27 protein-coding genes are annotated in these 24,051 nt (G+C 63.7%); 18 read left to right on the top strand and 9 right to left on the bottom strand.

Going from position 1 to position 24,051, the window contains the following annotated elements:
* Window positions 1-67 precede the first annotated feature (67 nt).
* Entirely contained in the window at window positions 68-865 is a 798-nt protein-coding gene (gene ccsA / locus FHW69_RS08910) for a cytochrome c biogenesis protein CcsA (protein ID WP_183422811.1), read from the bottom strand.
* 127 nt (window positions 866-992) lie between these two features.
* On the opposite strand from ccsA, the gene ffh reads away from it, so the two are divergent.
* The 5 genes from ffh to rplS all read left to right on the top strand — a co-directional run bounded on the left by ffh (window position 993) and on the right by rplS (window position 4,524).
* Window positions 993-2,372 (top strand): signal recognition particle protein, encoded by a 1,380-nt coding sequence (gene ffh / locus FHW69_RS08905; RefSeq protein WP_183422685.1) that lies wholly within the window; start codon window positions 993-995, stop codon window positions 2,370-2,372.
* A 153-nt stretch (window positions 2,373-2,525) separates the two neighbouring features.
* Complete coding sequence (gene rpsP / locus FHW69_RS08900) at window positions 2,526-2,777, top strand: 30S ribosomal protein S16 (protein ID WP_183422684.1); 252 nt, start codon at window positions 2,526-2,528, stop codon at window positions 2,775-2,777.
* A complete protein-coding gene (gene rimM, locus FHW69_RS08895; protein WP_183422683.1) occupies window positions 2,777-3,292 on the top strand; it encodes a ribosome maturation factor RimM in 516 nt (171 codons plus the stop codon). The genes rpsP and rimM overlap by 1 nt, the downstream gene beginning before the upstream one ends.
* A 31-nt stretch (window positions 3,293-3,323) precedes the next feature.
* A complete protein-coding gene (gene trmD / locus FHW69_RS08890) occupies window positions 3,324-4,106 on the top strand; it encodes a tRNA (guanosine(37)-N1)-methyltransferase TrmD (protein ID WP_183422682.1) in 783 nt (260 codons plus the stop codon).
* Window positions 4,107-4,116: 10 nt separating this feature from the next.
* Window positions 4,117-4,524, top strand: a complete 408-nt coding sequence (gene rplS / locus FHW69_RS08885; protein WP_183422681.1) for a 50S ribosomal protein L19 — start codon at window positions 4,117-4,119, stop codon at window positions 4,522-4,524.
* A gap of 127 nt (window positions 4,525-4,651) precedes the next feature.
* Here the strand turns inward: rplS and FHW69_RS08880 are convergent, their stop codons facing one another.
* On the bottom strand, window positions 4,652-6,715 hold the full coding sequence (locus tag FHW69_RS08880; RefSeq protein WP_183422680.1) for an EAL domain-containing protein: 2,064 nt from the start codon (window positions 6,713-6,715) through the stop codon (window positions 4,652-4,654).
* Between the two features lie 88 nt (window positions 6,716-6,803).
* The gene (gene epmB / locus FHW69_RS08875; RefSeq protein WP_183422679.1) at window positions 6,804-7,823 is read right to left on the bottom strand and encodes an EF-P beta-lysylation protein EpmB; all 1,020 of its coding nucleotides are present in this window, start codon (window positions 7,821-7,823) and stop codon (window positions 6,804-6,806) included.
* An 87-nt stretch (window positions 7,824-7,910) separates the two neighbouring features.
* Here epmB and efp point away from each other — a divergent pair, with 87 nt between their 5' ends.
* From efp to folE2, 7 genes are all read left to right on the top strand, one after another.
* Window positions 7,911-8,489 (top strand): elongation factor P, encoded by a 579-nt coding sequence (gene efp, locus FHW69_RS08870; RefSeq protein ID WP_183422678.1) that lies wholly within the window; start codon window positions 7,911-7,913, stop codon window positions 8,487-8,489.
* A 111-nt stretch (window positions 8,490-8,600) separates the two neighbouring features.
* Complete coding sequence (locus FHW69_RS08865) at window positions 8,601-9,938, top strand: TRZ/ATZ family hydrolase (RefSeq protein WP_183422677.1); 1,338 nt, start codon at window positions 8,601-8,603, stop codon at window positions 9,936-9,938.
* Window positions 9,935-10,204, top strand: coding sequence for a YciI family protein (locus FHW69_RS08860; protein WP_183422676.1), 270 nt, complete (start codon window positions 9,935-9,937; stop codon window positions 10,202-10,204). The genes FHW69_RS08865 and FHW69_RS08860 overlap by 4 nt, the downstream gene beginning before the upstream one ends.
* 35 nt (window positions 10,205-10,239) lie before the next feature.
* Entirely contained in the window at window positions 10,240-10,947 is a 708-nt protein-coding gene (ubiG, locus tag FHW69_RS08855) for a bifunctional 2-polyprenyl-6-hydroxyphenol methylase/3-demethylubiquinol 3-O-methyltransferase UbiG (protein ID WP_183422810.1), read from the top strand.
* Complete coding sequence (locus FHW69_RS08850) at window positions 10,944-11,624, top strand: HAD-IA family hydrolase (protein ID WP_183422675.1); 681 nt, start codon at window positions 10,944-10,946, stop codon at window positions 11,622-11,624. The genes ubiG and FHW69_RS08850 overlap by 4 nt, the downstream gene beginning before the upstream one ends.
* The gene (locus FHW69_RS08845; RefSeq protein ID WP_183422674.1) at window positions 11,621-12,457 is read left to right on the top strand and encodes a squalene/phytoene synthase family protein; all 837 of its coding nucleotides are present in this window, start codon (window positions 11,621-11,623) and stop codon (window positions 12,455-12,457) included. The genes FHW69_RS08850 and FHW69_RS08845 overlap by 4 nt, the downstream gene beginning before the upstream one ends.
* Window positions 12,458-12,555: 98 nt before the next feature.
* Entirely contained in the window at window positions 12,556-13,479 is a 924-nt protein-coding gene (folE2, locus tag FHW69_RS08840; RefSeq protein WP_183422673.1) for a GTP cyclohydrolase FolE2, read from the top strand.
* 44 nt (window positions 13,480-13,523) lie between these two features.
* On the opposite strand, the gene FHW69_RS08835 is transcribed toward folE2, so the two are convergent.
* The 4 genes from FHW69_RS08835 to FHW69_RS08820 are packed head-to-tail and all read right to left on the bottom strand — an operon-like array spanning window position 13,524 to window position 16,566.
* Window positions 13,524-14,321 (bottom strand): M23 family metallopeptidase, encoded by a 798-nt coding sequence (locus FHW69_RS08835; protein ID WP_343204003.1) that lies wholly within the window; start codon window positions 14,319-14,321, stop codon window positions 13,524-13,526.
* 8 nt (window positions 14,322-14,329) lie between these two features.
* Complete coding sequence (locus FHW69_RS08830; protein WP_183422671.1) at window positions 14,330-15,667, bottom strand: dihydroorotase; 1,338 nt, start codon at window positions 15,665-15,667, stop codon at window positions 14,330-14,332.
* Window positions 15,660-15,932, bottom strand: coding sequence for a membrane protein insertion efficiency factor YidD (gene yidD / locus FHW69_RS08825; protein ID WP_183422670.1), 273 nt, complete (start codon window positions 15,930-15,932; stop codon window positions 15,660-15,662). The genes FHW69_RS08830 and yidD overlap by 8 nt, the downstream gene beginning before the upstream one ends.
* A gap of 25 nt (window positions 15,933-15,957) precedes the next feature.
* Entirely contained in the window at window positions 15,958-16,566 is a 609-nt protein-coding gene (locus tag FHW69_RS08820) for a hypothetical protein (RefSeq protein ID WP_183422669.1), read from the bottom strand.
* A gap of 163 nt (window positions 16,567-16,729) precedes the next feature.
* On the opposite strand from FHW69_RS08820, the gene dksA reads away from it, so the two are divergent.
* Window positions 16,730-17,218 (top strand): RNA polymerase-binding protein DksA, encoded by a 489-nt coding sequence (gene dksA, locus FHW69_RS08815; protein ID WP_183422668.1) that lies wholly within the window; start codon window positions 16,730-16,732, stop codon window positions 17,216-17,218.
* 96 nt (window positions 17,219-17,314) lie between these two features.
* On the opposite strand, the gene FHW69_RS08810 is transcribed toward dksA, so the two are convergent.
* Together FHW69_RS08810 and cysS are read right to left on the bottom strand one after the other, a co-directional pair.
* A complete protein-coding gene (locus tag FHW69_RS08810; protein WP_183422667.1) occupies window positions 17,315-17,746 on the bottom strand; it encodes a SufE family protein in 432 nt (143 codons plus the stop codon).
* Entirely contained in the window at window positions 17,743-19,125 is a 1,383-nt protein-coding gene (cysS, locus tag FHW69_RS08805; RefSeq protein WP_183422666.1) for a cysteine--tRNA ligase, read from the bottom strand. Before cysS ends, FHW69_RS08810 begins: the two co-directional genes overlap by 4 nt.
* 207 nt (window positions 19,126-19,332) lie before the next feature.
* Here cysS and FHW69_RS08800 point away from each other — a divergent pair, with 207 nt between their 5' ends.
* From FHW69_RS08800 to FHW69_RS08780, 5 genes are all read left to right on the top strand, one after another.
* Complete coding sequence (locus FHW69_RS08800) at window positions 19,333-19,875, top strand: glycine zipper 2TM domain-containing protein (RefSeq protein ID WP_183422665.1); 543 nt, start codon at window positions 19,333-19,335, stop codon at window positions 19,873-19,875.
* A 314-nt stretch (window positions 19,876-20,189) separates the two neighbouring features.
* Complete coding sequence (locus FHW69_RS08795; protein ID WP_183422664.1) at window positions 20,190-21,224, top strand: N-acetylornithine carbamoyltransferase; 1,035 nt, start codon at window positions 20,190-20,192, stop codon at window positions 21,222-21,224.
* Window positions 21,225-21,282: 58 nt separating this feature from the next.
* The gene (locus tag FHW69_RS08790) at window positions 21,283-22,485 is read left to right on the top strand and encodes an argininosuccinate synthase (RefSeq protein WP_183422663.1); all 1,203 of its coding nucleotides are present in this window, start codon (window positions 21,283-21,285) and stop codon (window positions 22,483-22,485) included.
* 17 nt (window positions 22,486-22,502) lie between these two features.
* Window positions 22,503-22,940, top strand: a complete 438-nt coding sequence (locus tag FHW69_RS08785; RefSeq protein WP_183422662.1) for a GNAT family N-acetyltransferase — start codon at window positions 22,503-22,505, stop codon at window positions 22,938-22,940.
* Window positions 22,937-24,037, top strand: coding sequence for an acetylornithine deacetylase (locus tag FHW69_RS08780; RefSeq protein ID WP_183422661.1), 1,101 nt, complete (start codon window positions 22,937-22,939; stop codon window positions 24,035-24,037). The genes FHW69_RS08785 and FHW69_RS08780 overlap by 4 nt, the downstream gene beginning before the upstream one ends.
* Window positions 24,038-24,051 lie beyond the last annotated feature (14 nt).

Below are 24,051 nucleotides of genomic sequence, written 5' to 3'. Positions count from 1 at the left end.
GCTGGCCCTGGCCGTTGGCTTCACGGGCACCGCGAGCAAGCGCGCTACCTTGAGGGCTCTGTCGGCGTCAGCCGCCGCGATGCAGGATCAGTTCCAGTACGGCTTTGGTGCCGAAGAAAGCCAGCAGCAGGACGCCCATGCCGATCAGGGTGAGGTTCACTGCGCGGCGGCCGCGCCAGCCGTAGCGCCAGCGGCCCCACAGTAGCGTGCCGAACACGATCCACGCCGCAATCGAGAGCACCGTCTTGTGCACGAGGTGCTGGCTGAAAAGGTTGCCGACAAACAGCGCGCCCGTCACCAAGGTAAGGGTCAGTGGCACGAAGCCAACGGCAATCAGCCGGAAGAACAGTACTTCGGTAGCCGTGAGCGGGGGCAGGGCGCGCAGCCAGTGGCCGAACTGGCTGCGTCGCAGGGCACGCTCCTGGATGGCCAGCAGGATGGCCAGCGCCGCGGCGATCGACAGCAGGCCGAAGCCCAGCACGGCCATGGTCACGTGAAGCTCGATCTGCCAGTTCATCGGCTTGGGCGCGCTGGGCCCAGCAATGAAGACGTCCAGCGCCAGCAGGGCCGCGGTGAGTGGGAAAATCAATACGCCCAGCCCCGCCACGGGCAGGGTGAGATTGACGATCAGGGTGAGTACGGACACCACCCAGGCCATCAGCGACAGCGCGGCAAAGAAATGAAAGTCCAGCGTGCCATGGTGAGCCAGCAGCAACACGCCAACGTGGGCGAGGGCGGCGACCGAGGCCATGCTCATCGCCACGCGGGTCAGTGGCTGATTGCCCGTGAACAGCGGACGGGCCAGCGCGGCTGCGGAGGCCAGATACAGGGCGAGGGCAAGCAGCGTGAGGGCGAGGATGATCATGGCGGGGAAGTGTGGCATAGCACCCGGGTTTTCGTGAATGCGACACAGTGGCATTTGAGGCAGGATGCCGACGTGGGGCCCCGGGTAGGGCTATAATCCGCCGTTTACACCAGACTACCGACTCGCCATGTTCGAATCGCTGAGCCAACGCCTTTCCGAAACCGTCAAGCGCCTGAGTGGCCGTGGCCGCCTGACCGAGGAAAACATCCGCGAGAGCCTGCGTGAAGTCCGCATCGCGCTGCTGGAAGCCGACGTCGCCCTGCCGGTGGTGAAGGCCCTGATCGAGCGCGTGAAGGTTCGCGCCGTGGGTCAGGAAGTGCTTCGCAGCCTTTCGCCGGGTCAGGCGCTCGTCAAGGTGGTCAGCGATGAGCTGACGGCCGTGATGGGTACCGCGAACACCGAATTGAATCTTGCCGCCCAGCCGCCGGCCGTTGTGCTGATGGCCGGTCTGCAGGGTGCGGGTAAGACCACGACCGTGGGCAAGCTTGCGCGCTTCCTGAAAGAGCGCAAGAAGAAGAAAGTAATGGTGGTCAGCTGCGACGTTTACCGTCCGGCCGCTATCGAACAGCTGCGTACGCTGGCCTCGCAGGTCGAGGTCTCGTTCTTCCCGTCCGAGGCCGGGCAGGACCCGGTCGTCATCGCACGCGATGCCATGGCCGCCGCCCGCCGCGAGGTGGTCGATGTTCTGATCGTGGATACCGCGGGCCGTCTGCACGTGGACGAGGCCATGATGGCGGAGATCAAGGCGCTGCACGCCGCGCTTGATCCCATCGAAACCCTGTTCGTTGTGGACTCCATGACGGGTCAGGATGCGGCCAACACCGCGAAGGCCTTCTCCGACGCCCTGCCGCTTACCGGCGTGGTGCTGACCAAGACAGACGGCGATGCCCGCGGCGGTGCCGCGCTTTCCGTCCGTTATGTCACGGGCCGTCCCATCAAGTTCCTGGGTGCGGGGGAAAAGTCCGATGCCCTGGAGCCGTTCCATCCGGATCGTGTGGCTCAGCGCATCCTTGGCATGGGCGACGTCCTGTCGCTGGTCGAGGAAGTGGAGCGCAAGGTCGATCAGGAAAAAGCCCAGAAGCTGGCCGAAAAGGTCATCAAGGGTAAGCGCTTCGATCTCAACGACATGCGCGACCAGCTTGAGCAGATGAACAACATGGGCGGCCTGGCCGGTCTCATGGACAAGCTGCCCGGCATGTCGAACATTCCCGATAGCGTGAAATCCAAGGTCAACGATGGTGAACTCAAGCGCATGGTGGCCATCATTGGCTCCATGACGAAGAAAGAGCGCCGTCACCCCGATCTGCTGAACGGTTCCCGCAAAGCCCGCGTGGCGCGGGGTTCGGGCACGCAGCCGGCCGATGTGAACCGTCTGCTCAAGCAGTTCATGCAGATGGAAAAGATGATGTCCAAGCTGTCCAAGGGCGGCAGCAAGGGTCTGCTCCGGCAGATGCGGGGCGCCATGAAGGGCATGGGAGGCATGGGCGGCATGCCGCCCATGCGCTGATCCGGCCTTGATCGAAAGGGGGGTGAATGAACCCATTCGCCCCCAACTGGCCGAAAGGCCTTCCATTTTTCCTTTTATTCGCTAAAATGCCGGGTTTACCGCGCCCGCATCGCGTGCGCCTGCCGGTACCCGGCAACTCTGGAGCTCGTAACTATGGTTAAGATTCGTCTTTCGCGCGGTGGCGCCAAGGGCCGTCCGTTTTATCACGTCGTCGTGACCGACCAGCGCAACAAGCGCGACGGTCGTAACATCGAGCGTGTCGGCTACTACAACCCGGTCGCTTCGGGCGCAGACAAGCGTCTTGAACTCGACGTGTCCAAGGTTCAGGCCTGGATCGCGAAGGGTGCGCAGATGACCGATAAAGTCCGTGCGCTCGTGAAAGAAGCCGGCAAGCTGGCTGCTTAATGACGACGGAGTCCGGTAAGCGCGTCCGTCTGGGACGCATTGTCGGACTCTATGGCGTGCAGGGCTGGGTCAAGCTTGAATCCTGGACCGAGCCCCGCATCCAGATTTTCCGTTACCAGCCCTGGCTGCTCAGCGCGCCGGGTGTGGAAAAGGAAATCGGCGGGATCAACGGACGCGCGCAGGGAAAAGGTCTTGTGGCCTACCTGCCGGGTATCGATGATCGCGAGCAGGCTGCTGCATTGATCGGCTGTGAAATCACAGTCGCACGCGATCAGCTGCCGGCGCCCGCCGAGGGCGAGTTCTACTGGACCGATCTCGAAGGTCTCGAGGTCGTCACCCTGGAAAACGAAGTGCTCGGTCGCGTCAGTCATCTGTTCGCAACCGGCGCCAACGACGTCATGGTGGTCCGGAACGGCGAGCGCGAACGCTTGATTCCCTATGTCAGGGGTCCGTACGTGCACTCGATCGACCTGTCTGCCGGCCGTGTGGTCGTGGACTGGGACCCTGAATTCTGAAGCGGATCATTCCGCAGGTGGGTTGAGGGTCATGCGCTTCGATGTCGTTACACTTTTTCCCGATTTCGTCCGCCAGTCGGCTGATGTCGGGGTAGTTGGAAGAGCGCAGCAGCGTGGGCTTCTTCAGGTGGAAACCTGGAACCCCCGCGATTACGCCACCGACAACTACCGCACTGTGGACGGCCGCCCCTTTGGCGGTGGACCGGGCATGGTGATGCTGATTGATCCCTTGCGTGCGACCCTCGCGGCCGTACGGGAGGCGGCACCTGAACCGGTGCACGTGATTTATCTCAGCCCGCAAGGCGCGCGGCTGACGCAGTCCAGAGTGGAAGCGCTGGCAAAAACGCCGCGAGTTGCTCTGATCTGTGGACGTTACGAAGGCGTGGACGAACGCCTGCTGCAGAACGAAGTCGACGAAGAACTTTCTATCGGCGATTATGTGCTGTCTGGCGGGGAGCTTGGCGCAGCGGTTATTATCGATGCGGTAGGTCGTCTTCAGGACGGTGCGTTGAACGACGCGCAGTCTGCCCAGCAGGATTCGTTCTCGGACGGTCTTCTGGATTGCCCGCATTACACCCGGCCTGTACATCACGATGTATGGGGCGGCGTGCCGGAGGTGCTGCTTTCCGGCGACCACGCGGCCATAGCCCGCTGGCGCCACAAGCAGTCGCTGGGTCGTACCTGGCTGCGCCGGCCGGACTTGCTCACGCAGCGTGTGCTCGATGACAAATCGCGTGCATTGCTGGATGAATTTCGCCGTGAATATGCACGGCTAAACGGTGCGGCCGACAACGACCGCCGTAACAAAAATTGACAGGTGTGCCATGAACAAACTTCTCCAACAGTTCGAAGCCGAGCAGATCATCCGCCAGCTGCCGGATTTCGGTCCTGGCGACACGGTGATCGTCAATGTGAAGGTTAAGGAAGGCGCTCGCGAGCGCGTCCAGGCTTTCGAAGGCATCGTCATTGCCAAGCGTAGCCGTGGCCTGAACTCCGCTTTCACCGTGCGCAAGATTTCGCACGGCACGGGCGTCGAGCGCGTGTTCCAGTCGCACAGCCACGCTATCGACTCGGTCGAAGTGAAGCGCAAGGGTAAGGTTCGCGGCGCGAAGCTGTACTACCTGCGTGGTCTGGAAGGCAAGGCTGCCCGCATCAAGGAAGACGTGGCTGCCGCCGCGGCTGCCAAGGTCGCGAAGCAGGCTGCCGCCAAGGCCGCTGCTGCCGCCAAGTAATATCGGCCGGTATAGCGACACAAAAAAACCCGCGAACTTCGGTTCGCGGGTTTTTTCGTGCCTGCAATTTGGCCTGGATGCTCCGGGCAAGATAACGCCCACCCATGTGGGGTGGGCGTAAAGCGCATTACACCGCTGAGTATTCCTCGGCCAGCACCTTGGCCGGTTCCTGCAGGAAGTTGCCCTGCACGAAGTCGACGCCGCAGGCAAACAGCAGCGACGTGCTGGCGGCATCTTCCACCCACTCGGCGACCGTCTGTTTGCCGGATGCGTGACCTTCCTTGCAGATCTCGGCGATCTTTTTCTGGTTTTCCGGGTGCTGCGGCAGGTCCGTCATGAAGCTGCGGTCGATCTTCAGGAAGTCCGCTTCCACGTGAGTGAGCAGCTGGAATGAGTTGAGGCCGGAGCCGAACTGTTCCAGAGCGAACTTGCCACCCGCCTTGCGCCAGCCGGCAACAAATTCCTGCACCGGACGCAGGCTTGTCAGCACTTTGCTCTCGGGCATTTCGATGACCAGCGTGCTGCGACGGAGCCTGGCCGTTTCGAGCCGGCGTTGCAGCCAGACCAGCAGGTCCGGCTCCTGGATTGCCTGCAGCGTGACCTTCACAAAATACGTGGTGGTCAGGCCATCTTTCTCGCGGTGGGCGAGGGCGTCGATGGCGTGGCCCAGCACCCAGCGGTCGATGGCGGGTAGCAGGCCATTACGCTCGGCCACCGGCAGGAAGTACGAGGGCAGCACGTCGCCCTTCGGTCCACGCATGCGCACCAGGATTTCGTAGAACTCGCCCGAGGCATCCTGCAGGCTGATGATCTGCTGGTGATAGAGGCGCAGGCCATCGCTGTCCAGCGCCTGGCGGACGAGGTCCAGCCAGTACTGCTCGCGCTCGGCATCTGCCTTTTCGCGTGCGCTGGGGTCGTGAATTTCCGAACGGTTGCCGCCCTGATTCTGCGCACTGCGCAACGCGGTGCCTGCCTGATCCAGCACGGTTTCGGTTTTGGCGTTCTTCTCTGCCAGCAGCGTGCCGCCCACGGTCAGCGTGATGGTGACCGAGCGCGTGCCTGCATCGAAGATGCTTTCCGCGACGGCGGCGCGCAGCCGTTCGGTCAGGGCCGCATGCTCCAGATCATTGCGCGGGGAAAGGATGATGCCCAGCGTGTGGTCACCCAGTACGCCGACGATGTCGTCTTCGTCGATGGCATCGCTGACCTTGGCGGCAATGGCGGCAAACAGGCTGTCTGCCTGGCCGATGCCGATGCTGCCCACGAGGTCTTTCCAGTTGTCCGGCTCTACCAGCAGCACGGCCTGGCCGTCCTGACCGCCTGCGGCGGCTGCCACCGCCTCGTCGATGCAGGCGAGGGTGCGCGCGCGGTTGAACAGACCGGTGACCGGGTCGCGCTGCAACTGCGCTACCAGTGCCGGATCGACCGCCTGCTGACGGAAGATGATTTGCAGGCAGGGCTCGTTTTCAAAGGTGGCGTGAGCAAATTCCACGCGGGCCTTGAAGGTGTTGCCGTCGTCGCGGCGTGCCTGAAGGTCGATGTGAGAGGGCGGCTTGTCGCCGCGCGAGAGACCGCGCAGAAGCGCCTTGAATTCGTCGGCCTGACCGCTGGCGATCAGATCAAGGATGGGCAGGCCCAGAATGTCGTCCAGGTTTTCGAAGCCGAAGGTTTCGAGGTAGGCCTGATTGACCCGGACGTGCATGCCTTCGTGTACATACGCGATGGCGTCGCGCGAGGAATCCAGCAACGCGTCGCAGCGGCGATCCGATTCGCGCAGCGAGGTTTCCAGCTTGCGCACCTGGCGGCGCGTGGAAAGCGACTCGAATTCACGCTGCACCACGGCGAGCACCTGATCGGGCCGACTGCGCAGCAATACGCCGCGCGCGCCGCTGGCAAACAGGTCAGCCACGATGTTGTCGTTGAGGGTGTCGACCACAGCCAGCAGTGCGAGGTCGCGGCCGCTGGCGTCGAGCTGGCGGGCCACGTCGGTGGCATTCATGCCGGCGATGGCCGGGTTCAGCATGACCAGATCGGGCACCAGCTCATCGAGGCTGGATTGAAGTTCGTCCAGCGAGGTGGCGCGCGCCGGTCGTACGGCGATGCCCCCATTACGCAGATTGTTGATCAGCAACTCGGCGTCTTCGACCGAGTCTTCGATGAAGAGAATCTTGATCACGTTGTCGTGTTTCATGTGTTCACTGGCCAGAGCCTTTCCCCCAAACGATCCTTGAGGATCGCACCCTGCGTCCGGACTTGAAGCCATCCACCTGGATCACATACTAGCGCGCCCGGGAGGCAACGGGGCGTTTGGACGGCTCGCCTGCGACTTCGCGCACAAGACGCGGAACCAGGTAGCCGGGAAGGGCATTGCGCAGCTCGATCATCAGCTCGGTAGCGCGCTCGTCAGGCACTTCAAAATGCGCAGCACCGGCCACTTTGTCGAGCTGATGCAGGTAGTAAGGCAGCACGCCGGCGGCGAAACCGCGCTCGGCAAGGTCCGCCTGTGCCGTGACATCGTCATTGATGCCGGCCAGCAGCACGGCCTGATTGAGCAGCGTAACGCCCGCATCGCGCAGGCGACGGCAGGCGTCATCCACGCTGGCATCGAATTCACGTGCGTGATTGACGTGCAGCACCAGCACTTTTTGCAGCGGCAGACTGGCCAGCCAGTCGATCAGTTCGTCGTCGATGCGCTCGGGAAGCACCACCGGCAGGCGGCTGTGAATACGCAGTCGTGTGACGTGCGGCACATTTTTCAGGCCATCGGTCAGTTCGGCCAGCTTGCGCGTGGTGAGTGCCAGCGGGTCGCCGCCGGAGAGAATCAGTTCGTTGATGGAGCTGTCGTTGCGCACGTGCTCCAGCGCGTCGCGCCACTGGCCGGCGGCGGCGATCTCGTCGCCATACGGGAAGTGGCGGCGGAAGCAGTAGCGGCAATTGATGGCGCAGCTGCCACTGGCGATCAGGAGCGCGCGGCCGTCATATTTGTGAAGAATGCCGTGGGCAGTCTTGGCGTCCATGTCGCCCACCGCATCGCGGACGAACCCCTCCACGACGTCCAGTTCGGCCAGCTGGGGCAAGACCTGGAGTAGCAGGGGGTCCCGCGGGTCGCCACGGCGCATCCGGGCGGCGAAGCCCCGGGGCACGCGCAGCGCGAAACCGGCGTTGTCTGCGGGCAGCCGGGAAGCCAGTTCCGGCAAGCCGACGAGGTCCAGCAATTGAACCGGATCGGTGATGGCGGCGCGCCACGCCTCGCGCCAGTCGGGGCGAGATAGGCGGGCGCTGGGGCTTGCGGTTATCATTGGCGGCCTTGGGGCGGGCCATCGGGCCCGTAACTCCCCTATTTTAACCGCCGAACGCGGCGGATTTACCTCTGGAGCACACAACGCATGGCGACCCTTGGCCTCAATGATGTCAAAACGGGCAAGAAGATCCTTCATAACGGTGACCCGTGGGTCATCACCGAAGCCGAGTTCGTCAAGCCGGGCAAGGGCCAGGCGTTCACCCGCATTCGCATCCGCAACCTGAAAGATGGCCGCACCACCGAGCAGACGCTGAAATCCAGCGACTCGTTCGAGGAAGCCGATGCCGTCGATACCGACGCCTCCTTCTCGTACGTGGAAGGTCTGGGCAACGATCGGGAGTGGATCTTCATGCACTCCGAGACGTTCGAGCAATACCGCGCCAGCCTGGCCGCCATGGGCGATGCCTGGAAGTGGCTCAAGGGCGACGAAGAGTGCGTGATCACCCTGTTCAACGGCAACATCATCAGCGTGCAGCCGCCGAAGTTCGTTGAGCTGAAGATCAGCGAGACCGACCCGGGCGTGCGTGGTGATACCTCTGGCGGTGGCGGCAAGCCGGCCACGCTGGAAACCGGCGCGGTGGTTCGCGTGCCGCTGTTCGTCAATCAGGACGAAGTCATCAAGGTCGATACCCGTACCGGCGAATACGACAGCCGCGTCAAGTAAGCCGCTGTTATTCGATGCATTGATCGGCACGGCTGCCCCACAGGCGCCGTGCCGATTTTTTATCGGGCTCTACCGGGCTCCGGCACTTTTCCCCCTTTCCCCGAGGCGCGCATGAATCCGAGTCCAACCGTCATCGACCTGCTGATCGAAGCACGCTGGGTCGTCCCGGTCGAACCGCACGCCGTGGTGCTCGACGATCACGCGGTGGCCATCCATGAGGGCAATATCGTCGCCATCGTGCCCATCAGCGAAGCACGCACGCTGTACACGCCTCGCGAGCGCGTGGAGCTTGCCGAGCACGCCCTGATTCCGGGTCTCATCAACGCGCACACGCACAACCCGATGACGCTGATGCGCGGGCTGGCGGACGATCTGCCGCTGATGACCTGGTTGCAGCAGCACATCTGGCCGGCCGAAGGCCGTGTCATGGGGCCTGAGTTCATTCGCGATGGCGTGGAACTGGCCGTGGCGGAAATGATCCGTGGCGGCACCACCTGCGCCAACGAAAATTACTTCTTTCCCGACGTGATCGCATCGACCTACCAGAGCATGGGCTTCCGTGCGGTGGTGGGCCTGCCGGTCATCGAATTCCCGAGCCCCTGGGCGAAGACGCGCGATGAATATTTCGCGCGCGCCGAACAGGTTCACCACGATCTGAAGGGTGATTCGCTGATCACCACCTCGTTCGTGCCGCATGCGCCCTATACCGTGTCGGACGAGAGTTTCGAGCGGATTCGCGAACAGTCCGCTCAGTGGGACATCCCCGTTCATCTGCATACGCATGAAACGGCGCAGGAAGTGGAAGAAAGCATCCGCGACCACGGCATGCGTCCGCTGGAGCGTCTGCAGCGTCTTGGCATCATCAACGAACGGCTGATTGCCGTGCACATGACCCAGCTGACCGATGGCGAAATCGCCATGTGCGCGGCGGCGGGCGTATCCGTGGTGCATTGCCCGGAGTCGAACCTCAAGCTCGCCTCCGGCTTCTGCCCGGCTGAAAAGCTGCGCGCTGCGGGCGTCAACGTTGCCATCGGTACGGACGGCTGTGCGTCCAACAACGATCTGGACATGTTTGGCGAAATGCGTACGGCGGCCCTTCTGGCGAAGGCTGTGGCTAGCGATGCGGCAGCATTCGATGCCGCTTTCGCACTGCGTGCCGCCACGCTCAATGGCGCCATGGCCATGGGCCTTGGCGACCGGGTGGGTTCCATCGAAGTGGGCAAGCGCGCCGATCTGGCCGCGATTCGTCTGGACGACCTGGAAACCCAGCCGCTGTATCACGTGGCCTCGCAGCTTGTTTATTCCACCGGTCGCCATCAGGTCAGCGATGTGTGGATCGACGGCAAGCGCAAGCTGGCCGGCAACGTGCTGGTCGATGTGGATGTGGATGGCATTCGCGCGAAGGCGCGCCGGTGGCGCGACATCATTGCTGCTGGAGACGTCCAATGACGACCGTGCCGCTGAATCGTTACCTCGTGCTCGCGATGCGCACGCCGCAGTTTGATCCGGAAGCGGGACAGGCGCATCGTGCCTTCATTGACGACCTGACCGTACAGGGCCTGATCGACCTCACCGGGCCGTTCGCCGATGGCACCGGTGGCGCGTACCTGCTGCGCGCCCCGGACCTGGCCACGGCGACGGCGCTGGTCGAATCGGACCCGCTTCACATCACCGCATCGTCGGTACTCACGATTCACGAATGGCAGACGCGCTGACGCGTCGCCGTTCCCTGCCTCCCGAGGTGGTCACCATGCAAGCCAATGCCAATGTCAGCGCCGAAGAAATCGCGCGCTTTGAAAAACTCGCTTCCCGCTGGTGGGACCCGGACGGCGAGTCCCGTCCGCTGCACGACCTCAATCCCGTGCGTGCCGCCTACGTGTCCGGTCGCGCCAACCTGCGCGGTGCGCGCGTGGTGGACGTGGGCTGCGGCGGGGGCCTTCTCAGCGAAGCGCTGGCGCGTGCGGGTGGCAACGTCACGGCGATTGATCTGGGCGCCAAGCTCATCGAAATTGCGAAGCTGCATCTGTTCGAATCGAATCTCAGCGTCGACTATCGCGTTCAGTCTTCCACGGAACTGGCCGAAACCGAACCGGCATCGTTCGACGTGGTCTGCTGCATGGAAATGATCGAGCACGTGCCCGATCCGGCTGCGCTGATCCGCGATCTGTCGGTGATGCTCAAGCCCGGCGGCCAGTTGTTCCTGTCCACGCTGAACCGCACGCCCGCCGCGTTTGGCGCAGCGATTGTCGGCGCCGAGTACCTCATGCGCCTGCTGCCGCGTGGCACGCATCACTACGCGCAATTCCTCAAGCCATCTGAAATCGCCGGCATGCTCCGTCGTTTCAATCTTGAGCTGGAAGACATCCAGGGACTGGCGTACAACCCGCTGACCCGCAACGCACGCCTCACCGGCAACACTGCCGTCAACTACGTGCTGAGCGCCCGGAAGCTGGCATGAGCACGCTGCCTTTCACGCCTGCTGGCGTCTTCTTCGATCTCGACGGCACGCTGCTGGACAGCGCGCCGGACCTTTACGGCGCGCTGTTGATCCAGTGCGCGGAAGAGGGCGTGGAACCGCCCCCGTATGCGCCGGTTCGCGAAGTCGTGTCGCGCGGCTCGCGCGCCGTGCTGTCGTGCGCCTTCCCCGAAGCCGACGATGCCGCGCTGCTCGCACGCGTGCCGCGCTATCTGGAAATCTACGAGGCTTCCATGGCCACGCACACCGTGGCCTTCGACGGCATTCCGGCTCTGCTGGAAGGGCTGGACGCTCGGGGCATTGTGTGGGGCGTGGTGACCAACAAGCCCGGTTTCCTCACCGATGCGCTGCTCCCGCGTCTGGTGCCGCACTGGAACACGGCCGCCGTGATTTCCGGCGATACGTTGCCGGTGAAGAAGCCTGATCCCGCGCCCGTGCTGCTCGCCTGCGCGCGCGCAGGAGTGGACCCGGCCCGCTGCGTGTTTGTGGGCGATGATCGTCGCGACGTGCAGGCAGGCGCGGCGGCAGGCCTTTACACCGTCGCTGTCCGCTGGGGCTACCTCGATGGCGGCGACCCGGACAGCTGGGGAGCGGACATCGTAGTCGACTCGCCCGCCGAACTGGCCGCGTTGCTTGGTCTTGTCGGGGTTGCTGCGTGAACGAGGGCGCCATCTCCAGCTACGTGGACAAATGGCTGGCCGTGCAGCCGCAGCAGCGGATTGCGCTGCCTTTCGTGGAGCCCGCCGAGCGCGACGCCCACGTTGCTCTGGCAGCGCTGGAGCAGGAACTGATCGCTTCGGCGTACGGCATCCGCGAGCCGCACGTAGCTGCCGCGAAACTCAACTGGTGGGCGGAAGAGCTTTCCGGTGCGCCGGCCAGCGGCGGTCGCCATCCGCTGACCAAGGCCTTGTGGGCCAGCGAGCGCGCTGCGCGTGTGCCGGCAGACCGCTGGCTGGCTCCCGTGCTTGCTGCCATGGCCCAGATTGACCAGGGCACCGCATCGGATTTCCCGGCGCAGATTGCGGCCGCACGCGGCATGCACGGCGCGCTGGCCGGGCTGGAAACAGCCTGGTGGTATGGCGCCGAAGCGCCCACGGAGCGTGCCGCGCGCATTGCCACGTTGTCGCACCTGCTGTTTTCGCTGTCACGTCTGGAACTGGATGCCGATCACGAGCGGCTGCCGCTGCCCATGTCGCGCCTGGCCCGGCATGGGGTCAGCCGTCAGCAGTTGAAGACCGACACGCCTGAGAGGCGCGAGGCGATGCGTGGGCAGCTTGGCGATCTTGCCGGAGCCCTGCGTGAGGCCCTGGCGCTGGCCGGGCCCCTGAGCGTGTTTCGCGGCCTTGAGGGTCGCACGGCCCGCGCCATCGCCGCCACGGCATCGCGTGCTGGCGATCCGATGCTGGAGCTTCACAAGGGCCAGTCGCGCACGGGGCCGGTCACCGCGTTCCGTGCCTGGCGCTCCGCCCGGGACAGCCGACGGCAGTCGTGAACGCAGCGTTTCCACCGCCGCACCATTGAGCCACCGGGGGAAGGCCCCATAACGGTGACGCAGACCGGCACGAAGGCCGGCAAGAATCAGGACCTGATATGTACATCCACGACTCCGCCCCCCGTCTCATGCCTGATGTGGCCTCGCAGGAACACGCGCTGGCCATCGGCACGCTCGACTGGGTAGGCATGGACGGCATGGAAATGCCCGTCGCTTTCGACGCCGGGGACGGCGACGTCCGCGGGACGAGCGCGCGAGTGGGCGCATGGGTCAATCTGGTCCGTCCCGAAGCGCGTGGCATCCACATGTCGCGCCTGTACCTGCTGGTGGAACAGTACCTGTCCGCCGGCCCGGTCACCCCTGCGGGCCTGAAAACGCTGTTGCAGGCATTCCTCGCATCGCATGAGGGGTTGTCCGATCACGCCCGCATCACCATCCGCTTCGAGCACCTGGTGCGTCGTCGTGCCTTGCGCAGCGACAACAGCGGCTGGCGTGCTTACCCGATCACCCTGGATGCCACATTGGCGGGCGAGCGCTTCTCGCTGGAAATCACCACCGACGTGGTCTATTCATCGACGTGCCCGGCATCCGCTGCGCTGTCGCGTCAGCTGATCCAGGATCGGTTTGCGCAGAACTTCCCGGCGGAAGCGGCGCTGGATCGCGACACCATCCTGAAGTGGCTGGGCAGCGAGCAGGGCATCGTGGCCACGCCGCATGCACAGCGCAGTACCGCCACGTTGCGTGTTCGTCCGGCCAGCGAGGAAGGTTTCCCGCTGATCGACATGATCGACCGCGTGGAGTCCGCGCTGGGCACGCCTGTGCAGACGGCTGTGAAGCGTGAAGACGAGCAGGCTTTCGCGCTGGCCAACGGGGGCAACCTGATGTTCTGCGAAGATGCGGCACGTCGTATCCAGAAAACGCTGGAAGAGGACGCACGCATCGCTGACTTCCACGTACGCATCGCGCACCACGAAAGCCTGCATCCGCATGATGCGGTGGCTTTCGCCAGCAAGGCGCGCTGATTCGAGCTGTGGGAGCGGATTCGCTCCCACAGGGTTCGCTCTCGCTACGGAGGAGCGATGCCCGGCAGCAGCAACGGGTCCAGGCGGGTGCCGAACCAGTTGAAGCCCCAGTGCACATGCGGCCCGGTGGCCCGCCCCGTCATGCCTGCTGCGCCGATGACCTGCCCCTGCGTGACACGCTGCCCGACTTTCACGTCCAGCCGTGACAGATGCAGGAAGTTGGAGGTCAGGCCGAAGCCGTGATCCAGCAGGATGGTGCCGCCTGTCAGGTACAGATCCGGTGCGGCGAACGTCACGATGCCTGCGGCCGGTGCCTTCACTGGCGTGCCCTGCGGCACCGCGATATCCATGCCCGAGTGCGGCGCTTTCGGATCGCCGTTGTAAATGCGCTGGTTGCCGAAGCGCCCACTGATGCGACCCTGTACGGGCCAGATGAATCCGTGGGTGAAATCTTCCCGGTCGTCGTCGCGATTGCGCGCAGCGGTAACCAGAGCCTGCTCGCGCTTGATGCGTGCCGCGATCTCCGGCGGAGGATTCACGGTTTTTGCAGGGACGCCTTCCACGCGTTCTACCGGCCACTCGCGCGGTGTGACGAACAGTCGCTGTGTTTGCGACTGTCCCGATGCCGAGCGAATGACGACGACCAGCGGCCCGACCTCATCACGACCGGCACCAAACACGAACGTGCCGTCTTCGCCCACGCGCACCAGTTTGCCCCCCACGGTGACCTTCGAGCCCGGGTCGGCGTGTGCAATGACCAGTCCACCCTGCGACAGCGAGGTGGGCAGGTCGGCTGCCTGCGCAACAGCGCAGGCAGCCAGAGCAAGCAGCGAAGCGGTAATTCGACGGATCAACGGTCGAACGCCAGACGCTGGCCGCGCACGGCATCGTTCACGGTCTTGCCGTCCCACACGCGCTGGCCGTTGACGAAGGTCGAGGCGATGCTGGCCTGGAAGGTATGGCCTTCAAATGGCGACCAGCCACACTTGGACAGCACTTCTTCGCGGGTGACCGTGTGCGATTTCTTCGGATCGACCAGCACCAGATCCGCGGCGTAGCCTTCGCGCAGGAAGCCGCGCTTGTCCACGTCGAAAAGCTTGGCCGGCGCGTGACATACCGCTTCCACCACGCGCTCAAGCGTGAGCTTGCCTTCAAACACGCGCTCCAGCGCGGCCTGCAAGGCGAACTGCACCAGCGGCAGGCCAGAGGGAGCCTTGTCGTATTTCTGTTCTTTCTCTTCCAGCAGATGCGGCGCGTGATCGGTGGCCAGCACGTCCAGGCGGCCTTCGGCCAGCGCAGCGGTGATGCGCTCGCGGTCATCGGAGGTCTTGATGGCCGGATTGCACTTGATGAGAAAACCCTGCTTTTCGTAGTCGCGATCATCGAAGTGCAGGAAGTGCACGCAGGTTTCGGCCGTGATCTTCTTGCCCTCGATGGGGCCCGGCTCAAACAGAGCCAGCTCGTCGGCGGTGGAGATGTGCAGCACGTGCAGGCGCGTGCCGTGCTTTTTCGCGAGCGCGATGGCCAGGCGGGTGGATTTGATGCATGCCTCGCGCGAACGGATCAGCGGGTGCTCGCGGGCGGGAATGTCGTCGCCGTAGACCTCGTGCGCCCTGGCCAGATTGGCGTCGATCATCGGCGTGTCTTCGCAGTGCGTGATGATCGGCGTGGGCACATCGCGGAAGATGGCGTCGAGGGTTTCGGGGTTGTCGACCAGCATGTTGCCGGTGGATGCGCCCATGAACACCTTCACGCCCGGCGCGGACTTCGGGTCCAGCGTGCGGATGGCTTCCAGGTTGTCGTTGCTGGCGCCCAGGTAGAAGGCGTAATTCACCGCCGAGGTTTCAGCGGCGCGGGTGTACTTGGCTTCGAGCGAGTCACGATCAAGCGCAGGCGGCTTGGTGTTGGGCATTTCCATGTAGCTGGTGATGCCACCCGCCGCACAGGCGCGCGATTCGCTGTGAATGTCGGCTTTCGCCGTGAGGCCCGGTTCGCGGAAGTGCACCTGGTCGTCGATCATTCCCGGCATCAGCCACAGGCCTGACGCGTCGATCACCTGCTCGTCACCCTCCTTTTGCAGATCTGTGCCGATAGTCGCGATTTTTCCATCGCGTACGCGCAGGTCACCAGTCCAGCGGCGGCCCTCGTTGATCATTTCAGCGTTCTTGAACAGCCAGGCGTCAGTCATGCGAATGTGCTCCTTGAGCGCCACAGCGGCGCAGGACGAAGGTGTGGGGGACGGGGTCTTCTCCGCCCTCGCAAAGCGGTTGGCAGCGCATCAGGCGCCAGCCAGTCAGGACAATGCCGCGTGCGGGACCGAAACGCGCGATGGCTACGCGTGCATAATCGGAACAGGACGGATGGAACCGGCAGCGTTGTCCCAGCAGTGGGCTGAGCCAGCGCTTGTAGAGGGAAAGAAGGTAAATGAGGAGGCGGGTCACGATATCCGGCATCGGCCGGGCAGGGTGCCGGCAACCTTTAAGGGTTATAAGTATTCCAGAAGACGGGTTGCTGGGGTAACACATCTGGGCTATAACACCCCGCCGCCACGGCCACTAAGGTGAAGGATATGGCGAAAACCGCTCGTAGTTCCGCAGTAGCCAAAGCAGCCGCCGGAAAAGGCGGGGTGAAGACCGGTGACGCGAAAAAAGGCCGGACGGCCGCTTCCGGGGGGAAGAGCGTCACATCCACATCGAAGTCGCCGGTTCGTGCTGCTGCCAAGGCAGTGAAATCGACCAAGGCCGTGAAGCCGACAGCGAAGGCACCCGCCAGGCCCGTCGCCACCAAGGCGGCCGTGAAAAAGGCGGCGCCGGCCAAGGCAGTGCCGAAAAAGCCCACACCCGCCAAATCCGTGGTGGCCAAAGCTCCGGCAAAGAAAACGCCGGCGAAAAAAGCCGCCGTCGTTGCCAGGCCCAAGCCGGTAGCCAAAGTCGCGGCCCCCGCCCCGGCGAAGAAAGCGCCAGCCAGGCCAGTTGTTACCAAACCGGCAGCCAAAACACCGGTTGCGGCTACCAAGCCTGTCACGAAGACACCCGTAGCATCCGTTTCCAGGAATACCGCCCCGGTCAAGGCAGCTGCCTCGTCCAAAGCGGGTTCCGCACCTGCAGCGAAACCATCCGCTGTCGTGCAAGATGCCGTAAAGCCCGCCGAGGGTCGTACAGCATCCGCCGTTGCCGCCGCGGCACCCCGGACAGCGTCCGCGGTGTCCAGCCGCTCTTCATCCAAGAACGAAAAGTCCACGCAATCACGAATGAATAGCCTTGCCTCCCAAACCGCCGATAACGGCGTAACTCGCGAAGACGGCCGCTACGCGCTGCCGGCCACGACGCAGATCGAGCTTCCGACCGGCTACCGCCCGTCGGCCGACGAGGAATACATGAATCCCCGTCACCTCGCTTATTTCCGCAACAAGCTTCGCGACTGGCGCGATCAGCTTGTTGAGGAATCGCGTCAGACCATGGACAACCTCCGCGAGGAAGTTCGTGATGTTGGCGACGAAGCCGAGCGCGCTACCCGCGAAACCGAGAACTCCCTCGAACTTCGCACCCGCGACCGTTACCGCAAGCTGATTTCCAAGATCGACAAGGCCCTGCGCCGCATCGAAGAAGGCCGCTACGGTTACTGCGAAGAAACCGACGAAGAGATCGGCGTTGACCGTCTCGACGCCCGTCCCATCGCCACGCTGTCCCTGGATGCCCAGGAGCGTCGCGAGCACCTGCAGAAGCAGATGGGCGACTGATTGGTCGCTTGTCCGTGAGACGAGGAGCCCCGCTTGCGCGGGGCTTTTTTGTGGCGCGGCGGTTGGCCGCCTTGTGGGGACTTGCTCGCGATCCCTTCAGGCCAGCGCCGCAGCCGCATGTGCCTTCAGCTTGACCAGCATGGCCGCCAGACCGTTGGAGCGGGTGGGGGACAGGTGCTTGGCCAGGCCAATGGTCTGGATGAAGGTGGGCTCGGTATCCACGATTTCCCGGGCAGAGCGGTCGGAATAGACCCGCAGCACCAGGGCGATCAGGCCCGATACGATGGCCGAATCGCTGGTGGCATCGAAATGCATGCGCGAGGCGTCGCCGCCCGGCACCAGCCACACCATCGACTGGCAGCCATGGACGCGGTAGTCCTCGCTTTTCCACTCTTCGGGGAACGGGGCCAGCTGGCGGCCAAGGTCAATCAGGTACTGGTAGCGCTCGGTCCAGTCTCCGAAGAACGCGAACTCCTCCGCGATGGCGGCCTGGGCCTCGGCGGCGGTGCTTTCCTGTGGCTGGCTCATGCTTTTACCACACTCCAGCGCGTGCCCTGGGCACCGTCCTCGATCAGGATGCCGCGTGCCTTCAGCTCGTCGCGGATGGCATCGGAGCGGGCGAAGTCGCGGTTGGCCCGGGCCTGGCGGCGTTCTTCCAGCAGCGCCTCGATGGCATCGGCATCCACCTCGGAACCGTCGCTGGCCTGCTTGAACCACGCTTCGGGGTTCTGCTGAAGCAGGCCGAGCAAGGCGGCACCGCCCAGCAGGGCCGCCTTGGCCTCACGCCGGGCATCCGGGCCGCTGGCCTGACGGGCAGCGTCGGCCAGCTGCGAGATTTCAGCGAGCGCCTGGGGGGTGTTGAGGTCATCGCAGAGTGCTTCTTCCACGACCGTCGGCACGGGCAGGGTGCCGACTTCCACGTCGGCCATGTCGCGCAGGACGCCGTACCAGCCGTCCAGCGTGCGTACGGACTGGGTCATGGCGCTGTCGGACCAGTCCAGCGGCTGGCGATAATGACCTCGCAGCAGCATCAGGCGCAGTGCCTCGGCCGGGTGCTGGCGCAGCAGCTCGTGCAACTGGAGCACGTTGCCAACGGACTTGGACATCTTGCGTCCGTCGAAGGTCAACATGCCGTTGTGCAGCCAATAGCGTGCGAACACTTTGCCGCCGTGGGCGCAGGTGCTCTGGGCGATTTCGTTTTCGTGGTGCGGGAAGGTCAGGTCGACCCCGCCGGCATGAATGTCGATGGTCTCGCCCAGGTGCGCCTCGGACATGGCCGAGCACTCGATGTGCCAGCCCGGACGGCCCCGACCCCAGGGACTTTCCCAGCCCGGGGTGGTGTCATCAGAAGGCTTCCAGAGCACGAAATCACCAGGGTTCTTCTTGTACGGCGCCACTTCCACGCGGGCACCGGCCAGCAATTCGTCCGGGTCACGGCCCGACAGCTGACCGTATTGCGCGTAGGAGGCCACGTCGAACAGCACATGGCCCTCGGCGGCATACGCATGGCCGCTGGCCAGAAGCCGTCCGATCATGTCGATGATCTGCGCAATGTGGTCCGTGGCATGCGGCTCAATGTCGGGCGGAGCCACGCCCAGGCCGGCCATGTCCTCGCGGTAGGCGCTGGCAAAACGGTCAGTGATCTCGGAGATCGGCACGCCCTTCGCATGAGCGGCGGCGTTGATCTTGTCGTCCACGTCCGTGATGTTCCGCGCGTAGACCACGTTCGGGTAATGGCGGCGCAGCAGGCGCGCCAGCACGTCGAAGACCACCGGAGGCCGGGCATTGCCGATGTGGATGTAGCTGTAGACCGTGGGTCCACAGACATACATGGTCACCCGATCCGGGTCCTGCGGGGAGAACGCCTCGGTGCGGCGGGTCAGGGTGTTGTAGAGCGAAATCGCCATCGGGAGTCCGTTATCGGCCAGTCCCCGATATTACCAAGCCAGTCAAGGCCCGCGCGCGGCATTTCCACAGTTCCCACGCACATCCGGGCATTTGGTTGACACGCTTTTGAGGGCTCGCCCGGGAATTTCTAAGCGTGGATTCAGCGTGAACTTGGTGAAATGCAAGTTATAGCGCTGCAAGAAACGCGCCTTCGGAGGTCGCACTACATGTCCCGCCTGCTCATTCCCGCATTCCTTCTCGCGTTTGTCGCCACTGGCGCCAGCGCGCAAGACGGTCGTTATCCGCCTCCTCCCCAGCAGGACGACAACACCCATTTCGGGTGGGCCGACGTTCTGCGCGTCGATCCGGTCTACGGTGTGTCGCGTGTCGAGACCCCGCGCCAGGAATGCTACGACCAGCCCGTCGTGCGCCGTGAGCAGAGCAGTGGCAGCACCGCCGGCACCATTCTGGGCGCCGTTGTAGGTGGCGTCCTCGGCAACACGGTCGGCAAGGGCGACGGTCGCAAGGCCGCCACGGTGATCGGCGCCGTGGCGGGCGGTGCGGTCGGCAACAACGTCAGCCGTGGCGACGATCGGGTCTACCAGGGCACGGAAACCCGCTGCCGCGACGTCAGTTCCATCTCGGAACAGCGCCGCATCGCCGGATATGATGTGGAATATCGGTATCGCGGCGAAGTGTATGTTTCCCGTCTGAATTACGATCCGGGCGAGCGCCTCCGGGTTCGCGTCAGCGTGGCCCCGGCCGACTGACCCCACAAACCGCCGCCTTCCGGGGCGGCGGTTTATTGTTGCGCGACGCACCAATTGTCGGCATGATGCCGACTCATAGCTTCCCAAGGCCCTCCTTGTGTCCACCGCTGTCTACACCGCGAATGTCCTTACCAGCGCCCGCATGGCCGCAGGAATGACCTCGCGTGCTCGTCGACCGTACATCGGACACATGGCCGGGTAGGCTGTCGCGCGCGATTCATACGTATCGACTAAAAACCCGGCCACGTGCCGGGTTTTTTTGTTTCCGGGTTTCGTGATCTTCCCTTCCACTTTTCGCTCCGAACTGGATTGCCATGACCGTTCGCCATTTCCTCTCCACCCAGGATTACAGCCGCGCCGAGATCGACGCCCTGCTGGAGCAGGCCGCTGAGTTCAAGCGTTCGCCCGCAGGCCACCAGCTGGCCGGCAAGTCCATCGCGCTGATGTTTTTCAACCCCTCCATGCGCACGCGCACCAGCTTTGAGCTAGGGGCGTTCCAACTGGGCGGTCACGCCATCGTGCTGTCGCCGGGCAAGGACGCATGGCCCATCGAGTTCGAGGTGGGCAGCGTGATGGACGGTGATACCGAAGAGCACATTGCCGAAGTGGCGCGTGTGCTGTCGCGCTATGTGGACATCATTGCCGTACGCGCCTTCCCGAAGTTCGTGGACTGGTCGGTCGACCGCGAAGACAAGGTGCTGAAGGCCTTTGCCCACTACGCGACGGTACCGGTCATCAATCTGGAAACGATCACTCACCCGTGCCAGGAGCTGGCCCACGCGCTGGCGCTGAAAGAGCACCTGGGCAATTTGCAGAACCGCAAATACGTTCTCACCTGGACGTACCACCCCAAGCCGCTGAACACCGCCGTGGCCAACTCGGCGCTGATGATCGCGACGAAGATGGGCATGGACGTCACCCTCCTGTGTCCCACGCCGGACTATGTGCTCGACGAGCGCTACATGGAATTTGCGAAGGCCAACGCGCGTGAAAACGGCGGCTCGCTGAAGGTGTCTCATGACATCGAAGCGTCCTACCGCGATGCCGACGTCATCTACGCGAAGAGCTGGGGCGCGATCCCGTTCTTCGGCCGCTGGGACGAAGAGAAGGCCATCCGCGAGGCCAACAGGCACTTCATTGTTGACGAGGCCAAGATGGCGCTCACCAACAACGGTCTGTTCAGCCACTGCCTGCCGCTCCGCCGTAACGTCAAGGCGACCGATGCCGTCATGGATTCGCCGGCGTGCATCGCCATCGACGAGGCAGAGAACCGTCTGCACGTGCAGAAGGCCGTGATGGCGTCGCTCATGGCGCATTCGCAGGCACAGAAGTCCGGCCTCGGTTTCTGATCCGCCTTTTCTTTTTCTTCTGACTCGCCCTTAAAGACTTTCCGGAGCTTTTCCACTCATGTCCAGCAAAGATATCGTCCTCGCGTTTTCCGGCGGCCTCGACACCAGCTTCTGCGTGCCTTACCTCATGGAGCGCGGCTACAACGTGCATACCGTGTTCGTTGATACCGGTGGTGTGTCGGCTGAAGAGCGCGAGTACATCGAGCAGCGCGCCATCGAACTGGGCGCCGCTTCGCATCGCACGGCAGACGCAGGCCAGGCCATCTGGGACAGCTTCGTCACGCCGCTGATCTGGGCAGGTGAGTTCTATCAGGGCCAGTACCCGCTGCTGGTGTCTGACCGTTACCTGATCGTGCAGGAATCACTGAAGCGTTGCGACGAACTGGGCACGAAGCTCTTCGCGCACGGCTGCACCGGCATGGGTAACGATCAGGTGCGTTTCGACCTCACGGTAAAGGCGCTGGGTGACTACACGATCATCGCGCCGATCCGCGAAATTCAGCGCGAACACACGCAGGTCCGTGCGTACGAGCAGAAGTACCTGGAAGACAAGGGCTTTGAAGTCCGCGCCAAGACCAAGCACTACACCATCAACGAGAACGTTCTGGGTGTGACCATCTCTGGCGGCGAAATCGACGCATGGGAAATCCCGGGTGAGGGCGCCATCGGCTGGTGCGCACCGCGCAGCGAATGGCCGGTGGAACCGAAGCAGATTTCACTGGGCTTCGAGAAGGGCACCGCAGTGTCGCTCAACGGCAAGCCGGCGTCGGGTCCGGAAATTCTCCAGTACCTCAACCATGAACTGGCGAAGTACGGCGTGGGTCGCAGCTTGTACACGGGCGATACCAACATCGGCCTGAAGGGCCGCATCGTGTTCGAGGCACCGGCACTCACGGCGCTTCTCACGGCGCATCGTGCGCTGGAAGAAACCGTGCTCAGCAAGCAGCAGAACCGCTTCAAGCCGGAAATTGGCCGCAAGTGGACGGAAGTGGCATACGAGGGCTTCTTCAACGACCCCATCAAGGCCGATCTGGAAGCCTATCTGGTCTCTACCCAGCGCAAGGTCGATGGCACGGTCATCATCGAAACGCGCGGCGGTTCCGTGTATGCCGTGAAGGTCGAATCGAAGAATATCCTGCAGACCTCGAAGGCTACCTATGCACAGGCAGCCGATTGGGGCGTGGCGGAAGCCGAGGGCTTCATCAAGCTCTACGGCATGAGCTCCACGGTGTGGGCTGAAGTGGATCGTCAGACCAAGTGAGCGAGCTGCGGATCAGCATGGAAAAGCACGAGCTCGATATCGGGCTCGTGCATGCCTTCCTTTCCACGCAGACGGCATGGGCGAAGGGCATTTCCCGCGATATCGTGGAGCGGTCGATCGAACACTCGCTGTGTTTCGGCGGCTACCTCGGCGATCAGCAGGTCGCGTTCGCGCGGGTAACGACTGACCGGGCCACGTTTGCCTATCTGGCCGATGTGTTCGTGCTGCCAGAGCATCGAGGAAAGGGCTATTCAAAGCGGCTCATGGAAGCCGTGATGGCCTGTCCTGACTTGCAGGGGCTGCGTCGTTTCATGCTGGCGACATCGGATGCCCATACGCTGTATCAGCTGTTCGGATTCAACCGTCCCACCCGGCCGGAAACGCTCATGGAGCGTTACCATCCGGACGTCTATACGGACGCGGCCGGACTGGCCGCCATCAACGGAACCTCATGAACAAGCTACTGGACGATACCCTGACCCATCTGCGCGCGCTGGTCGGGTTCGACACGCGCAACCCGCCGCGAACCATTGGTACCGGTGGCATTTTCGATTACCTGACCTCGGTACTTCCGGGTTTTGAAGTCCAGGTGGTCGATTTCGGCGCCGGTGCCGTGAATCTCTACGCGGTGCGGGGCAAGCCGAAGTATCTGTTCAATGTGCATCTGGACACGGTGCCGGACTCCCCGCACTGGACGGCCAGCCCGTTCGAGCTGCGCGTGGGCGCGGATCGCGCGGTGGGTCTGGGTTCGTGCGACATCAAGGGCGCGGCGGCCGCGCTGGTGGCGGTAGCCAACGCGTCGCAGGGCGACATGGCGCTGCTGCTGTCCACCGACGAGGAAGCCAACGACGCGCGTTGCATCGAGGGCTTCCTGAAGACGCCACGTGACTATGCCGCCATCATCGTCGCCGAGCCGACGAAGGGCGAAGCGGTGCTGGCGCATCGTGGCATCCATTCGGTGCAGATGAGCTTCAGCGGCCGGGCAGGGCACGCTTCCGGCGACCAGAAGCCCAGCGACAGCGCGCTGCATCAGGCCATTCGCTGGGGCGCGGCGGCACTCGACTTCGTCCAGGCGCAGTCGCATGAGCGCTTCGGCGGCCTCACCGGTCTGCGCTTCAACATCGGCAAGGTCGAAGGCGGCATCAAGGCCAACGTCATTGCGCCCACCGCAGACATCCGTTTCGGCTTCCGTCCGCTGCCGACGATGAATCCGGACCAGATGCTGGAAACCTTCCGCACGCTGGTGGAGCCGGCGCCGGTGACCTTCGGTGAAACCTTCCGCGGCGACTCGCTGCCCGCAGGCGACACGGCTTCGGCCGAAACCCGTCGCCTTGCCGCGCGCGATATTGCCGATGAACTGGAGATTCCGGTAGGCAACGCCGTGGACTTCTGGACCGAAGCAGCGCTGTTCTCCGCTGCCGGTTACACCTCCTTCGTGTACGGCCCGGGAGACATCGCCCAGGCGCACACGGCCGACGAATGGGTCGCTCTCGACCAGCTGCAGCACTACGCGCAAACCATCTACCGGATCGTTGAAAGTGGAAACGCATAAGCACACCCGCAAGA

Origin of the sequence: Luteibacter sp. Sphag1AF (assembly GCF_014192715.1) — a bacterium.
Taxonomy (GTDB): Bacteria; Pseudomonadota; Gammaproteobacteria; order Xanthomonadales; family Rhodanobacteraceae; genus Luteibacter.
Note: the sequence above shows the minus strand (reverse complement) of the source record. Positions and strands in the feature narration are given on the sequence as shown.

What these genes read in the sequence shown, in the direction of transcription:
- ccsA (WP_183422811.1), bottom strand. Translation starts at nt 865, where the DNA reads ATGATCATCCTCGCCCTCACGCTGCTTGCCCTCGCCCTGTATCTGGCC.
- ffh (WP_183422685.1), top strand. Translation starts at nt 993, where the DNA reads ATGTTCGAATCGCTGAGCCAACGCCTTTCCGAAACCGTCAAGCGCCTG.
- rpsP (WP_183422684.1), top strand. Translation starts at nt 2,526, where the DNA reads ATGGTTAAGATTCGTCTTTCGCGCGGTGGCGCCAAGGGCCGTCCGTTT.
- rimM (WP_183422683.1), top strand. Translation starts at nt 2,777, where the DNA reads ATGACGACGGAGTCCGGTAAGCGCGTCCGTCTGGGACGCATTGTCGGA.
- trmD (WP_183422682.1), top strand. Translation starts at nt 3,324, where the DNA reads ATGCGCTTCGATGTCGTTACACTTTTTCCCGATTTCGTCCGCCAGTCG.
- rplS (WP_183422681.1), top strand. Translation starts at nt 4,117, where the DNA reads ATGAACAAACTTCTCCAACAGTTCGAAGCCGAGCAGATCATCCGCCAG.
- FHW69_RS08880 (WP_183422680.1), bottom strand. Translation starts at nt 6,715, where the DNA reads ATGAAACACGACAACGTGATCAAGATTCTCTTCATCGAAGACTCGGTC.
- epmB (WP_183422679.1), bottom strand. Translation starts at nt 7,823, where the DNA reads ATGATAACCGCAAGCCCCAGCGCCCGCCTATCTCGCCCCGACTGGCGC.
- efp (WP_183422678.1), top strand. Translation starts at nt 7,911, where the DNA reads ATGGCGACCCTTGGCCTCAATGATGTCAAAACGGGCAAGAAGATCCTT.
- FHW69_RS08865 (WP_183422677.1), top strand. Translation starts at nt 8,601, where the DNA reads ATGAATCCGAGTCCAACCGTCATCGACCTGCTGATCGAAGCACGCTGG.
- FHW69_RS08860 (WP_183422676.1), top strand. Translation starts at nt 9,935, where the DNA reads ATGACGACCGTGCCGCTGAATCGTTACCTCGTGCTCGCGATGCGCACG.
- ubiG (WP_183422810.1), top strand. Translation starts at nt 10,240, where the DNA reads ATGCAAGCCAATGCCAATGTCAGCGCCGAAGAAATCGCGCGCTTTGAA.
- FHW69_RS08850 (WP_183422675.1), top strand. Translation starts at nt 10,944, where the DNA reads ATGAGCACGCTGCCTTTCACGCCTGCTGGCGTCTTCTTCGATCTCGAC.
- folE2 (WP_183422673.1), top strand. Translation starts at nt 12,556, where the DNA reads ATGTACATCCACGACTCCGCCCCCCGTCTCATGCCTGATGTGGCCTCG.
- FHW69_RS08830 (WP_183422671.1), bottom strand. Translation starts at nt 15,667, where the DNA reads ATGACTGACGCCTGGCTGTTCAAGAACGCTGAAATGATCAACGAGGGC.
- yidD (WP_183422670.1), bottom strand. Translation starts at nt 15,932, where the DNA reads ATGCCGGATATCGTGACCCGCCTCCTCATTTACCTTCTTTCCCTCTAC.
- dksA (WP_183422668.1), top strand. Translation starts at nt 16,730, where the DNA reads ATGAATAGCCTTGCCTCCCAAACCGCCGATAACGGCGTAACTCGCGAA.
- FHW69_RS08810 (WP_183422667.1), bottom strand. Translation starts at nt 17,746, where the DNA reads ATGAGCCAGCCACAGGAAAGCACCGCCGCCGAGGCCCAGGCCGCCATC.
- cysS (WP_183422666.1), bottom strand. Translation starts at nt 19,125, where the DNA reads ATGGCGATTTCGCTCTACAACACCCTGACCCGCCGCACCGAGGCGTTC.
- FHW69_RS08800 (WP_183422665.1), top strand. Translation starts at nt 19,333, where the DNA reads ATGTCCCGCCTGCTCATTCCCGCATTCCTTCTCGCGTTTGTCGCCACT.
- FHW69_RS08795 (WP_183422664.1), top strand. Translation starts at nt 20,190, where the DNA reads ATGACCGTTCGCCATTTCCTCTCCACCCAGGATTACAGCCGCGCCGAG.
- FHW69_RS08790 (WP_183422663.1), top strand. Translation starts at nt 21,283, where the DNA reads ATGTCCAGCAAAGATATCGTCCTCGCGTTTTCCGGCGGCCTCGACACC.
- FHW69_RS08785 (WP_183422662.1), top strand. Translation starts at nt 22,503, where the DNA reads ATGGAAAAGCACGAGCTCGATATCGGGCTCGTGCATGCCTTCCTTTCC.
- FHW69_RS08780 (WP_183422661.1), top strand. Translation starts at nt 22,937, where the DNA reads ATGAACAAGCTACTGGACGATACCCTGACCCATCTGCGCGCGCTGGTC.